This is a genomic window from Streptomyces sp. NPDC111802, assembly GCF_055634335.1.
This window is the reverse complement of record NZ_JBVKCZ010000008.1, coordinates 170,330-183,965: the sequence shown is the minus strand read 5'-3', so window position 1 is coordinate 183,965 and position 13,636 is coordinate 170,330. Positions and strand designations below refer to the sequence as shown.

Sequence of the window (13,636 nt, the reverse complement as noted above, 5' to 3'; positions counted from 1 at the left end):
ACGTGTCCACTTGTGACGGCGAACACATGAACCACTACGTGATCGTCTCGTAACATTGCCGCATGTCTTCGACCGAGTTCCCGTCCGCGCCGGCCGCCAGCGCGCTCCCCAAGGTGGCGACCGTCAGGGTCGCCGAGGGTGAGCGGCTGCGTTCGGTCGGACTGCCGGGGATCACGCTGTCGGTGCGTTCGAGACCGCCCGCGCGCGAGGGCCTGCCGCCCGCGCTCTACGTCCATGGGCTCGGCGGCTCCTCGCAGAACTGGTCGGCGCTGATGCAGCAGCTGGAGGACCAGGTCGACGGCGAGGCGGTCGACCTGCCGGGCTTCGGTGACTCACCACCGCCAGACGACGGCAACTACTCGATCACCGCGCACGCACGCGCGGTGATTCGCTATCTCGACGCCTCCGAGCGCGGCCCTGTCCACCTCTTCGGCAATTCGCTCGGCGGCGCGGTCACCACCCGCGTCGCCGCGGTGCGTCCCGACCTCGTCCGTACGCTCACCCTCGTGTCGCCCGCGCTGCCCGAGATCCGCGTGCAGCGCACCGCCGTACCCACCGCGCTGCTCGCGGTGCCCGGAGCGACCGCGCTGTTCACCCGGTTCAGCAGGGGCTGGACGGCGGAGCAGCGCGTCCGCGGCGTGATGCACCTGTGCTACGGCGACCCCGGGCGGGTGACGCCGGAGGGCTTCAGCAACGCGGTCGAGGAGATGGAGCGGCGACTCCAACTGCCGTACTTCTGGGATGCGTTGACGCGTTCCGCGCGCGGGCTGGTCAACGCCTATACGCTGGGCGGCCAGCACGCGCTGTGGCGCCAGGCCGAGCGGGTGCTGGCGCCGACGCTGCTGGTCTACGGCGGCCGGGATCAGCTCGTGGGTTACCGCATGTGCCAGAGGGCCGCGCGCACCTTCCGTGACTCCCGCCTGCTGAGCCTGCCGGAGGCCGGGCATGTCGCGATGATGGAGTATCCGGAGATCGTCGCCCGCGCCTTCCGTGAACTCCTCGCGGAGGCGGGGGAGTGGGAGAGCGGGCGGCCGGAGGCCGGGACCGGCGGCGCCGGTCCCGGGGCCGTGACCGAGAACGCGGGGAGCTGAGGCGCGACGTGGGACGCCACAGCCGCCGCGGATCGGCCGCCAAGCGCGACGCCGCGGACACAACCGCACGACAGGGCTCCCGAGAAGCACAACCGGAGCCGGGCACGGCCCAGCGGGGTCCGTCCGCGCCGGGCCCGGGGCCTGGGTCTGGGCCTGGGACCGGCAGGGTTCCGGCCGCGCGACCGGGTGCGGCTCCGGGGCCGGGCCAGGGCGGCTGGCCGCAGTCCGGCGGGCCCGGTGGCCGTCGGGTTCCCGGTCCGGCGCCCGTGCGGCAGGGGATGCCGGCGGGCGGACCGACGGGCGGGCCGGCGGCGTACGGGGGGCGGGGCTTCCCCGACGGGACGCCCGCGCGCGGGATTCCGAGGTTGCCGGATGGCACGCCCGCGCGCGGCATCCCGAAGTTGTCCGACGGTACCCCCGCCCACGGCTTCCCCCGGCTTCCCGACGGCACGCCAGCCCGCGGCACCCCCCAAGCCCGAGGTACTCACCCCGAGCAGCGCGAACCCGGCGGTGGCTGGGGTGAGTTGAGGGGGGCGGCCGCAGTCGGTGCCCCTCCGGCGACCGGCGTTCCCCTGCCGCGCCCCCGGCAGGCGCCCCGGCAGGATTACGTCGACGCCTTCGACGAGGACGTCGACGTCTTCGCGCCCCGTACGTCCGAGACCGCGCACGCCTCCGACGGGTACGCCGCCGTCAGCGACTGGGACACCAGGATCGGTGTCGGCACCGACCCCGACGACGATGACGCCCCGCCGACCGGCGAGCCCGCGGCGGCGCAGGGCGGCAAGGGGCGGGCCTTCACCGGTATCGCCGCTGCCGCCGTCGTCACCGTGCTGGCCGTCGTCGTCGCCGGTCAGGTCGCGAACGGGCGGGACGACAGCGACGTACAGCCGCAGTCCGCCACCGATCGGGCGCGGGACGCCCGGGACTCGGCCACGCGCGGCGACGGGCGGCTGACGCCGTCCGGTGGGCAGGGCGCGGCGCCGCTGACGTACGACCAGAAGATGGCCGTGACGTATCCGCTGGGCGCCACCCTCAAGGGCTCGGGGAAGTTCGACGCGGTCCAGGGGATCGACAAGGCGCCCGGCAAGGGGCAGAAGTTCACCTATCGCGTGGATGTGGAGCAGGGGCTAGGGCTGGACGGCGAGCTGTTCGCGCAGGCCGTGCAGAAGACGCTCAACGACGACCGGAGCTGGGCCCACAACGGCGCCCGTGCCTTCGAGCGCATCTACACCGGCAAACCCGACTTCGTGATCACGCTGGCCAGTCCCGGAACGACGGCCGACTGGTGTGCCAAGTCCGGTCTGGACACCACCGTCGACAACGTCTCGTGCGACTCCGCCGCCACCGAGCGGGTGATGATCAACGCGTACAGATGGGCGCAGGGATCGAAGACGTTCGGCGACCGAATACATGAGTACCGACAGATGCTGATCAACCACGAGGTCGGTCACCGGCTCGGCTTCTCCCATGTGACCTGCGACAAGGACGGCGAGCTCGCTCCGGTCATGCAGCAGCAGACCAAGTTCCTCGACCACGACGGGATCCACTGCCGGCCCAACGCCTGGGCTTTTCCCGGCAGTTGACGGGTGACTCATATGTCACATTGACATGTGCAGCGAGATCATCCATATTTCTGCACATGTCGACCCGTCACACCTCCCCTCGCGCCGCCATCGAGCTGGCGCTCATCGGTGTGACCGCTCTGTGCGTGGCCGACATTCACTGTCGCTGACGCTCGCCCTTGGCGTTCGCGTCGCGCTCTCTTTCCCTCCCGTGATCATGTGACTCCGGTGTCCCGTGATGCGGTCACGGGTGTCCGACGACCCGGCGCCGGGGCAGACGTCTGCTCGCTCCCGTCTCACTCCGCGTCACTCTGTCTCGCCATTCGATATGCCGATGCGAGATCCATCAATCCGAGAGGTCGTCTCCGATGCGTCAACCGTCCGTCATAGCGCGCCGCGTGGCCGCGGCATCCGTCAGCCTGGTCGTGGCAGCGGGCGCCGCCGCCTGCGGCCCTGAGGACAACGATGCCAAGACTGCCGGCGGCGCCTCCAAGCCCCACAAGGGCGGCACGCTCACCGTCCTGAACTCCAACCCGCAGCAGGACTTCGACCCCGCCCGTCTGTACACCTCCGGCGGCGGAAACGTGCCCTCCCTCGTCTTTCGCACCCTCACCACCCGCAACCGAGAGAACGGCGAGGCCGGTGCCAAGGTCGTCCCCGACCTCGCCACCGACACCGGGCGCCCGAACAAGGACGCGACCGTGTGGACGTACACCCTCAAGGAGGGCCTGAAGTACGAGGACGGCACCCCGATCGCCGCGGCGGACATCAAGTACGGCATCGAGCGTTCCTTCGCGCCCGAGCTGTCCGGGGGCGCCCCCTACCTGCGGGACTGGCTGGTCGGCGCGGCCGACTACCAGGGGCCGTACAAGGACAAGAAGGGCCTGTCGGCGATCGAGACGCCGGATGAGCGGACCATCGTCTTCCATCTGAACAAGCCCGAGGGCGAGTTCCCGTACCTCGCCACGCAGACGCAGTTCACCCCGGTCCCGAAGGCCAGGGACACCGGCACCAAGTACGAGCAGCATCCGGTCTCGTCGGGGCCGTACAAGGTGGTGACGAACGAGAACGACGGTGAGCACCTCGTCCTGGAGCGCAACACCCACTGGTCCGCCTCGACGGACGCCGAGCGCAAGGCCTACCCCGACAGGATCGACGTACGCTCCGGGCTCGACTCGTCCGTGATCAACCAGCGGCTGTCCTCGTCCCAGGGCGCGGACGCCGCCGCGGTCACCACGGACACCAACCTCGGCCCGGCCGAGCTGGCCAAGGTGACCGGTGACAAGGAGCTGGCCGCTCGCGTGGGCACCGGTCACTTCGGCTACACCAACTACATCGCGTTCAACCCGAAGACCAAGCCGTTCGACAACGTCAAGGTGCGGCAGGCGATCTCGTACGCCATCGACCGGTCGTCCGTGGTCAACGCCGCGGGTGGCTCCGCGCTCGCCGAGCCCGCCACCACCTTCCTGCCGAACCAGAAGTCCTTCGGCTACACGCCGTACGACCACTTCCCGGCGGGCACGGCCGGTGACCCGGCCAAGGCCAAGGAGCTGCTGAAGGAGGCCGGTCACGCGAACGGGCTGACCGTCACCCTGACCCACTCCAACGCCAAGGACTTCGAGACCAGCCCCGAGATCGCGACCGCGATCCAGGACGCGCTGAAGAAGGCCGGCATCACCGTCAAGCTCCAGGGTCTGGAGGAGAACGACTACTCCGACAAGATCCACAACGTGAAGACCGAGCCCGGCTTCTTCCTCGCGCACTGGGGTGCCGACTGGCCCTCCGGCGGTCCCTTCCTCGCCCCGATCTTCGACGGCCGGCAGATCGTCAAGGACGGCGCGAACTTCAACACCGGCCTGCTCGACGACAAGTCGGTCAACTCCGAGATCGACGCGATCAACAAGTTGACGGATCTGGACGCCGCCGCCGCGCGGTGGGGTGCGCTGGACAAGAAGATCGGTGAGCAGGCGCTGACCGTGCCGCTGTTCCACCCCGTCTACAAGCGGCTCTACGGCGAGGACGTCAGGAACGTCGTGATCAGCGACTGGACCGGCGTTCTGGACATCTCCCAGGTCGCGGTGAAGTAGCGCCGTGAGTGAGGCAGTTCTCGCCACCGAGGCTGCCGGGGCTCCCGGGGTGTCCGCCCCGGGGGCCTCGGGGGCCCGTCAGTTCTGGCGGCGGCTGCGGACGCAGCGCGCCGCCCTCGTCGCGGCGGTCGTCGTCGCGCTGCTCGTCCTGGTCGCACTGGCCGCACCGCTGCTCACCGCGATCGAGGGCCAGGAGCCGACCACCTACCACCCGTCGCTGGTCGACTCCGCGCGCGGCGGCGTGCCCGTCGGGTCTTTCGGCGGGGTCGGCGCCGAGCACTGGCTCGGCGTCGAACCGCAGACCGGGCGGGATCTGTTCGCGCGGCTGGTGTACGGCGCCCGGGTCTCCCTCGGGGTCGCGCTGGCCGCGACCGTCGTCCAGGTCGCCATCGGCGTCGCGGTGGGCCTCGCGGCCGCGCTGGGCAGCCGCTGGGTCGACCAGTTGCTGAGCCGCTTCACCGACGTCATCGTCGCGATGCCGCTGATGATCATGGCGTTGGCGCTGCTCGCGATCGTGCCGTCGAGCTTCCCGCGGCCCGTGCTGGTCGCCCTGGTGATCGGTCTGATCGCATGGGGCAACATCGCGAAGATCGTGCGCGCCCAGACGCTCACCCTGAGAGGGCTCGACTACGTCTCCGCCGCGCGGCTCAGCGGTTGGGGCACCTGGCGGATCGCCCGCCGTGAGCTGCTGCCCGGCATCGCCGCGCCGGTCATCACCTACGCGGCGCTGCTCGTCCCGGCCAACATCACCGTCGAGGCCGCCCTGTCCTTCCTGGGCGTCGGCGTGAAGCCGCCGACGCCGTCCTGGGGACAGATGCTCACCGCCGCCGACGTCTGGTACCAGGCGGCCCCGCAGTACCTGCTGCTGCCCGCGGGCGCGCTCTTCGTGACCGTCCTCGCCCTGACCGTCCTCGGCGACGGCGTGCGCACGGCACTGGACCCGCGCGCGGCGTCCCGGCTGCGCGTCGGCACCGGCCGCAAGAGGGAGGCCAAGGCATGAGCGGCTTCCTCGTGCGTCGCGTGCTGGGCGCCGTCGTCACCCTGTTCGCCATCTCGGTGATCGTCTACGTCGTCTTCTACGTCACCCCCGGCAACGTCGCCCAGATCACCTGCGGCCCGCGCTGCTCGCCGGCCCAGGTCCAGCAGGTCGCCGAGCAACTGCATCTGAACGACCCGCTGTACACGCGCTACTGGCACTTCCTCGTGGGCCTCGTCGCCGGCCAGGACTACTCGACGGGCACGTCCGTCCAGCACTGCTCGGCACCCTGCCTCGGGCTGTCGTACCAGAGCGACCAGCAGGTCACCGAGCTGATCCTGGCGAAGCTACCGGTCAGCCTGTCGCTCGTGTTCGGCGCGATGGTGCTGTGGCTGATCCTCGGTGTCGGCACCGGCGTCCTGTCCGCATGGCGACGCGGCCGTCTCACCGAGCGGCTGCTGACCGGCGTCACGCTCGCGGGCGTGGCCACGCCGGTCTTCGTCATCGGCCTGGTCCTGATGATCGTCGTCTGCGGGCAGCTGCAACTGCTGCCGTTCCCGCAGTACGTCGCCTTCACCGACGATCCCGAACAGTGGGCGTGGAACCTGCTGCTGCCCTGGCTCTCGCTCGCCCTGATCGAGGCCGCCGCCTTCGCCCGGCTGACCCGGGCGGCGATGCTGGAGACGCTGGCCGAGGACCACATCCGGACGTTCCGGGCCTACGGCGTCGGCGAGCGGTCCGTCATCGGGCGGCACGCGCTGCGCGGGGCCCTCGCGCCGGTCATCGCGCTCAACGCCAACAACTTCGGCGGCGCGGTCGGCGGCGCGGTGCTCACCGAGACGCTCTTCGGCCTGCCCGGCATCGGACAGGAACTGGTCCACGCCGTCAAGGTGGTCGATCTCCCGGTGGTCGTCGGCATGGTCCTGGTCATCGGTTTCTTCGTGGTCGTCGCCAACGCCGTCGCGGACGTGCTGTACGCGGTGGCCGACCGACGGGTGGTGCTGGCATGAGCGACATCGAGAAGGCTCCCGCGCGCGGCCTCGTCGAAGTGAGCGGCCTGACGGTCGACTTCGGCGACCTGCGCGCCGTCGACGACCTCACCTTCCGGCTGGAGCGCGGCGCCGCCCTCGCCCTCGTCGGCGAGTCCGGCTCCGGCAAGTCGACGGTCGCCTCGGCCCTGCTCGGGCTGCACCGCGGCACGGGCGCGCGGGTCGGCGGCTCGATCGAGGTCGCCGGCGTCGACGTACCGGAGGCGTCCGACGAGGAACTGCGGCGGCTGAGGGGAGGGAAGGCCGCCATGGTCTTCCAGGACCCGCTGTCGTCCCTGGACCCCTACTACGCCATCGGCGACCAGATCGCCGAGGTGTACCGCGTGCACACGCGTGCCTCGCGACGAGCGGCACGCGCGCGTGCGGTCGAGGTGCTGGACCGGGTCGGCATTCCGGACCCGGTACGGCGATCCCGGTCCCGGCCGCACGAGTTCAGCGGCGGCATGCGCCAGCGCGCCCTCATCGCCGTGGCGCTGGCCTGCGAGCCCGACCTGCTGATCGCCGACGAGCCGACGACGGCGCTCGACGTGACCGTCCAGGCCCAGATCCTCGACCTGCTGCACACGCTCCGCGAGGAGACCGGCATGGGCCTCCTGCTCGTCACGCACGACGTCGGCGTCGCCGCCGAGAGCGTCGACGAGGTGCTCGTGATGCGACACGGGCGGTCGGTGGAACACGGCCCGGTCGCCGACGTACTGGGCGCCCCCGAGCAGCCGTACACGCGCGAACTGCTCGGCGCGGTCCCGCGCGTGGACGCGCCGCGGGTCCGCTCGGAAGTCTCCGAGGACGTCGTTGTCGAGGCGAAGGGCCTGCGGCGCGAGTTCGGGCGCGGCAAGCGGGCCTTCACGGCCGTGGACGACGTGGCGCTGACCGTCCACCGTGGGGAGACCCTCGGCATCGTGGGGGAGAGCGGCAGCGGCAAGACGACCCTGGGCCGGATGCTGGTCGGTCTCCTGGAGCCGACGGCGGGGGAGATCCGGTACGACGGACACGCGCGCGTGGGCGTGCAACCGGCCGTGCAGATGGTCTTCCAGGACCCGGTCGCCTCCCTCAACCCGCGCCGCACCGTGGGGGAGTCGATCGCCGATCCGCTTCGCGCGCGTGGTGAGCGGCACGAGGGGCGCATACGGGAGCGGGTGCGGGAACTGCTGGAGCGGGTGGGGCTCGAAGCGGCGCACTACGACCGCTACCCGCACGAGTTCAGCGGCGGCCAGCGCCAGCGCGTGGGCATCGCGCGGGCGCTCGCGTCGGACCCGCGCGTCATCGTCTGCGACGAACCCGTCTCCGCGCTCGACGTCACCACCCAGGCCCAGGTCGTGGCCTTGCTGGGCGAGTTGCAGCGGGAACTCGGCCTCGCGCTCGTCTTCGTCGCGCACGACCTGGCCGTCGTACGCCAGGTCAGCGACCGGGTCGCGGTGATGCGGCGCGGGCGGATCGTGGAAGAGGGCCCCGCCGACGAGGTCTACGACAACCCGCGGGACCCGTACACCAAGCAACTCCTGGCCGCCGTACCGGCACTCGATCCGCGGATCGCCGCCCAGCGGCGGGCCGCACGACGGGAGTTGGCCGCGGTGTGACCGGCCCGTCCCGTTACGGCAGTTCAGGTGTGACGATCCGTGCGCGTTTGATCTCTTAGCGCGACGGAACGCGACCTGCACGGGAAAGTTACGACCGTTCACCCCTTTTGGTGGTGCGACGGACAACCGTCCGTCGCACCACCGCCTTGTCCGCATACGTTCGTCCCGCTGCGAGCCGCCGCGGGAACGGCGGCTCCCCTTACGGGAGATCGGGGGTGTACTCGTGCGCATCGGACTGATTGCAGAGGGTGGCTATCCGTATGTGAGCGGTGACGCCAGGCTCTGGTGCGACCGGCTCGTGCGCGGGCTGGGACAGCACGAGTTCGACATCTACGCGCTCAGCCGCAGCGAGCGCCAGGAGGACGAAGGCTGGGTCCCGCTGCCGCCACAGGTCAGCCGCGTGCGTACGGCACCTGTGTGGAGCGCCGAGGATGACGGGGTGGTGTACGGGCGGCGCGCGCGCCGGCGGTTCGCCGACTGTTACGGCGAGTTGGTGACCGTGCTCTGTGCCGGTGGCACCCGAGAGGTCTCCGATGGTCCCGAGGGGGCGTCGGCCGCTGAGGCGGACCGTTTCGCCAACGGGCTGTACGGACTTGCCGAACTCGCCCGCGACGAGGGCGGATTGGTGGGAGCGCTCCGCTCCGAGGCCGCCGTGCGCACCCTGGAACGCGCCTGCCGGGCGCGGGGCGCCCTGCGGCCGGCGCGCGAGGCGCGCGTACCCGATCTGCTGACCGTGGCCGCCCACCTGGAACGCGCCCTGCGCCCCCTCTCACTCGACTGGTACGGCGACGACGGCCTGGGCTCGGCCGACCTGTGCCACGCGACCTCCGGCGGCCCCGCGGCCCTGCCCGCCCTGCTCGCCCACCACTTCCACGGCGTACCGCTCCTGCTGACCGAGTACGGCGTCCGGCTCCGCACGCACTACCTGGCCGCCCCCGACGCCGCCTCACCCGCCGTACGCTCCCTGCTCGCCGCCTTCCATGGCAGGCTCGCCGCCGAGAGCTACACCAGGGCCGCCCTCGTCACCCCCGGCAACGGCCACGCCCGCCGCTGGCAGGAGCGCTGCGGCGCCGACCGCGAGAAGCTCCGCACGGTCTACCCCGGCATGGACGCCACCCGTTTCGCGGAGGTCGGCGAGAGCCCGGAGTGCGCGGACCCGGACACGCTGGTCTGGGTCGGCCGCGTCGAACCGACCAAGGACCTGGTGTCGCTGCTGCACGCCTTCGCCGAGATCCGCAAGGAGGAGCCGAAGACACGCCTGCGGATCGTCGGCACGCCCTTCGGTCCCGAGGGTGCCGAGGGTCCCGAGGGTGCCGCCTACCTCGGTCACTGCAAGGCGCTGGCGGCGCAGCTCTTCCCCGACGAGGCGGAGGGCCCGCACCGGGTCGGCGACAACCCGGTCTCCTTCGAGGAGATCGGCGGCCCCGAGATCCCGACCCTCGTCGACGCGTACGCCTCGGGCGCCGTAACGGTCCTGTCCAGCGTCGTCGAAGGCTTCCCCATCGGACTGGTCGAGGCCATGTTCTGCGGGCGCGCGACGGTGTCCACCGACGTCGGCGCGGTGGTGGAGGTCATCGGCGGCACCGGTCTCGTCGTACCGCCGCGCAACCCGCGGGCGCTCGCGGAGGCGTGCGTGGCGCTGTTGCGCGACCCCGAGCGCCGTGAGCGCCTGGGCGCGGCCGCGCGTGCTCGTGCGCTCGAACTGTTCACCGTCGAGCAGAACGTCGCAGCATTTCACGGCATTTACCTGGAGATCGTCTCGCGCACCCCGGTCCGCCGAGTCGTCCTCGACGACTCCGGAGCCCCGCTGCCCTTCGCCGTCCCGGCCGAGGCCCACGTCCCCGGCCGCTGGACCGACCGAACGCCCCGCCTGGTAACCCGCAGCACCCCGCCCCGCCTCCCGGAAACCCCCGTACGCGCCACCGCACTCCCGGCAACGGAGGGAGCACGATGACCGGCCTGGGAGGACTGGACCGGCCTGGAGCCCCGAGTGGCGCGGGGGCGTGGGATGCACGGTCGGGGGAGTGGTTGGTGGCCGACGGGGAGGCGGGGGCGGACGTGGGTGCGGGGGGCGCGACGGGTGCGCGGGGCGATGCGGCTGCCCGGCCCGACACGGATGCGCGGGGCGATGTGGGTGCGCGGGGCGAGAGGGACCCTTGGGTCGGCACGGGTGCGCGGTCGGCCTCCCCCCGTCGCACGGGCGCCGACCCCGTGAAGGCCCTGATGCACCGCCACCGCGAGCTGTGCGAACGCGCGGTGGACCCGCTGGAGATCGCGGCCGGCCTGGAAGCCCACGGCGTCACCGACCGCACCGCGGCCCGCTTCCTGCACCGGGACGTCTTCTCCCTCGCGGAGGAGATGTACGCCCGTACGCCCCGGGACGGGGAAGCACCCTCTGCCTCGCCACCGCTCCCCCCACTGCGCGCACGAGCCGGCTGGATGGTCCTCACCCTCCTCCCCGGTGCACTCTGTGCGGCGGCCGTGGCAGGCCTGCACCTCACCCATGGCCGGCCCCGCCTGATCGCGGCTGCCGCCGGCGCCCTCGCTGTGACCCTCGCCCTGCGCGCGGCCCTGACCCGAGGCCCCCTCGCCACCAAGCAGGGCACCCGCCCGACCGCCACCCGGATCTGCTGGCTCATCGCCTACGCCCTCCTCGGCGACGGCCTCCTCCAGGCGGCCGCCACCGGAGGCCCCGACGCCCTCCCCAACGGCACCGCCGACGGCCCCTGGCCCCTCACCACCGCCCCGGTCCTGGCCCTCGCCCTCTCCTGCGCCCCCGCGGCCTGGTGCGCCCACCTCCTCGCCGTACGGGCCCGCCGCAAACTCTCGGCCAGCCGAGCCCTGAAGGACTTCGCCACCTCCGCGAAGCCCCTTCTCCTGGCCACCCTCACCCTCTACCTGGCCGCCCTGACGGCTCTCCTCACCCTGACCACCACCACTCTCGACGAGCCCGGCGCCTACCCCCAGACCCTCACCCTGGGCGCCCTCCTGCTCCTCACCCGCCTCCTGACCACCCACGGCTTCACCCACGCCCCCGCCCTGGTCCTCACCGCAGCGGCCTCAGCCGAGGTAACGGCCCTGACGACCCTCTTCGCCGCCCGCCTCCCCGGCTGCACCTGGCTGGGAACCCCCGTCGAGACCCTGATCGACGTGTGGGGCCCGGTAGCAATCCCCACAGTCGCCTGCGGCGCAGGCGCTCTGACGCTCCTCCTGCACGCCATGCGCACGCTGACCAGGGCGTCGGCCCACACCCCACAGGACCAGCCGTGGTGACGCGGCGGCACCACCACCCACACCGCCTCGCATTCCCGTGCGGCCCCGACCCACAACGCACCCGCAGGCGCCACCCGCACTCCCGCTCACGCGCGCGGGCCGCCGCAGGAGCGCACCTTCCACATCCCCATGAATCAGCTGAAACCCTCCTGCCTGAAGCTGTCGAAGGAGACCCCAAATGATCACCTCCCGACCCGACCACCCCTCGGCAACGGGAGCCGCCCGATGAGAGTCCTGCTGATCGGAGCCAACGGCTACCTGGGCCGCTTCGTAGCCGACCGCCTCCTGGCCGACCCCGCGGTCCAACTCACCGCGCTGGGCCGAGGCGACGACGCCGACGTCCGCTTCGACCTCGCGTCCGGCAGCCCCGGTGCCCTCACCCGCTTCCTCGACGCGGTCCACCCCGGTGTGGTCATCAACTGCGCCGGCGCCACCAGGGGCGGTGCCCGCGAACTCACCCGCCACAACACGGTCGCCGTCGCCACCGTCTGCGAGGCCCTGCGCCGCAGCGGCTGCGGGGCCCGGCTCGTCCAGATCGGCTGCGGCGCCGAATACGGCCCGAGCCAGCCCGGTTCCTCCACGGCCGAGGACGCCGTCCCCCGCCCCGGCGGCCCGTACGGCGTCAGCAAACTCGCCGCCACCGAACTGGTCCTGGGCTCCGGCCTGGACGCCGTGGTCCTCCGCGTCTTCTCACCGGCAGGCCCCGGCACCCCCGCCGGCTCCCCCCTCGGCCGTCTCGCCGAGGCCATGCGCCGCGCCATGCAGTCGGGCGACGGCGAGCTCAAACTCACCGGCCTCGGCGCCCAGCGCGACTTCGTCGACGTCCGCGACGTGGCCCGCGCCGTCCACGCCGCCTCGCTCTCCGCAGCGCAGGGCGTCATCAACATCGGCTCCGGCCGCGCGGTCCGCCTGCGCGACGCCGCCGCCATCCTCGCCCGCGTGGCCGGCTACGGCGGCGCCCTGCACGAACTCGACGGCCCGCCCGGCCCGTTGCGGCCCTCCATCGGCCACCCGCGCGCCGACTCCGACCATGCGACCCATGCCACCCATGCCGCTCATGCGGTCCACGCGGCGGCGCACGCGGTGCACGCCACACACGCGGCGCACGCCGCCCCCATCGCCTACCCGGACGGCTGCGGCAGCTGGCAGCAGGCCGATGTGCGCACCGCACGCGACCGTCTCGGCTGGCGGCCCCGGATCAACCTCGAGGAGTCACTGGGCGACATCTGGATGGAGGCGGCATGCCGTATCTGACCGGCACCACCCCCACCGCATCGAGCACCGACCTCCGCACCGGCCTCGGCGTCCCCGGCTACGCCCACCCCCTCCTCGCCCCCACCGAATGGAGCGAACTCACCCGCCCGGGCACGCCCCTGCACTGGGTCGCCCTCAACGTCGCCGACGGCCCCGGCACCCGCCCCGACCCTCACTGCCTCGAAGCCGTCGGAAGGCTGCGCAACGCGGGAGTCCGCGTCCTCGGCACCCTCGACGCGGCCCGACTCGACAGGGTCCACCTCGGCACGACCCACGGCGCCCGGGTCTTCGGTGACCTGGTCTCCAAGGCGCACCGTTACTTCGACTGGTACCGGGTCGACGGCTTCCTCCTGGACCGCTGCCCGACCGACGGCACCGCCCTGCCGGAAGTCCTGCGCACCATCACCACGCTCCGGGCACTGAGTGACAAGGCCCACATCGTCCTGGGCCACGGCACCCACCCGCACCCCGGCTACGCCGAGTGCGCCGACCAACTCGTCACCTTCTCCGGGCCGTGGAGCGACTACCGCTGGTCGCAGGTCGCGGAGTGGACGGCCGACTATCCACCCGACCGCTTCTGCCACTTCGTCCACGGAGTGCCCCTCGGCCACCTCGACGAGGCACTGCGCATCGCCCGCTGGCAGGGCGCCGCGACGATCTGGTTCACCGACCACACGGACCGTGGCGGCCGGGCCGACCCCTGGGAGACCGTGCCCGGCTACTGGGACGAAATCGTCTCGCGGATCGGAACAGGTGTCTCGGAATGA

General features: G+C 72.2%; 11 protein-coding genes. All 11 read left to right on the top strand.

Translation table 11 applies throughout. The features are described 5' to 3' along the window. Positions 1 to 62 precede the first annotated feature (62 nt). The 11 genes from ACZ7NC_RS11255 to ACZ7NC_RS11205 all read left to right on the top strand — a co-directional run bounded on the left by ACZ7NC_RS11255 (position 63) and on the right by ACZ7NC_RS11205 (position 13,636). Positions 63 to 1,091 carry an alpha/beta fold hydrolase gene (locus ACZ7NC_RS11255; protein ID WP_471487003.1) on the top strand — a complete coding sequence of 343 codons (1,029 nt, stop codon included), beginning with the start codon at positions 63 to 65 and terminating at the stop codon, positions 1,089 to 1,091. An 8-nt stretch (positions 1,092 to 1,099) separates the two neighbouring features. Then, positions 1,100 to 2,674 carry a DUF3152 domain-containing protein gene (locus ACZ7NC_RS11250; RefSeq protein ID WP_471487002.1) on the top strand — a complete coding sequence of 525 codons (1,575 nt, stop codon included), beginning with the start codon at positions 1,100 to 1,102 and terminating at the stop codon, positions 2,672 to 2,674. A 56-nt stretch (positions 2,675 to 2,730) separates the two neighbouring features. Beyond that, positions 2,731 to 2,823, top strand: a complete 93-nt coding sequence (locus tag ACZ7NC_RS11245) for an Ms4533A family Cys-rich leader peptide (RefSeq protein WP_471487000.1) — start codon at positions 2,731 to 2,733, stop codon at positions 2,821 to 2,823. Positions 2,824 to 3,021: 198 nt separating this feature from the next. Continuing rightward, entirely contained in the window at positions 3,022 to 4,740 is a 1,719-nt protein-coding gene (locus ACZ7NC_RS11240; protein ID WP_471486998.1) for an ABC transporter substrate-binding protein, read from the top strand. A 4-nt stretch (positions 4,741 to 4,744) separates the two neighbouring features. Further along, positions 4,745 to 5,740 (top strand): ABC transporter permease, encoded by a 996-nt coding sequence (locus tag ACZ7NC_RS11235; protein ID WP_471486996.1) that lies wholly within the window; start codon positions 4,745 to 4,747, stop codon positions 5,738 to 5,740. Beyond that, positions 5,737 to 6,726 (top strand): ABC transporter permease, encoded by a 990-nt coding sequence (locus ACZ7NC_RS11230; protein ID WP_471486994.1) that lies wholly within the window; start codon positions 5,737 to 5,739, stop codon positions 6,724 to 6,726. The genes ACZ7NC_RS11235 and ACZ7NC_RS11230 overlap by 4 nt, the downstream gene beginning before the upstream one ends. Then, a complete protein-coding gene (locus ACZ7NC_RS11225; RefSeq protein WP_471486993.1) occupies positions 6,723 to 8,342 on the top strand; it encodes a dipeptide ABC transporter ATP-binding protein in 1,620 nt (539 codons plus the stop codon). Before ACZ7NC_RS11230 ends, ACZ7NC_RS11225 begins: the two co-directional genes overlap by 4 nt. A gap of 223 nt (positions 8,343 to 8,565) precedes the next feature. Continuing rightward, a complete protein-coding gene (locus tag ACZ7NC_RS11220) occupies positions 8,566 to 10,296 on the top strand; it encodes a DUF3492 domain-containing protein (protein WP_471486991.1) in 1,731 nt (576 codons plus the stop codon). Then, on the top strand, positions 10,293 to 11,615 hold the full coding sequence (locus tag ACZ7NC_RS11215) for a hypothetical protein (RefSeq protein ID WP_471486989.1): 1,323 nt from the start codon (positions 10,293 to 10,295) through the stop codon (positions 11,613 to 11,615). The genes ACZ7NC_RS11220 and ACZ7NC_RS11215 overlap by 4 nt, the downstream gene beginning before the upstream one ends. A 225-nt stretch (positions 11,616 to 11,840) precedes the next feature. Beyond that, entirely contained in the window at positions 11,841 to 12,869 is a 1,029-nt protein-coding gene (locus ACZ7NC_RS11210) for an NAD-dependent epimerase/dehydratase family protein (protein ID WP_471486987.1), read from the top strand. After that, complete coding sequence (locus ACZ7NC_RS11205) at positions 12,857 to 13,636, top strand: spherulation-specific family 4 protein (protein ID WP_471486985.1); 780 nt, start codon at positions 12,857 to 12,859, stop codon at positions 13,634 to 13,636. Before ACZ7NC_RS11210 ends, ACZ7NC_RS11205 begins: the two co-directional genes overlap by 13 nt.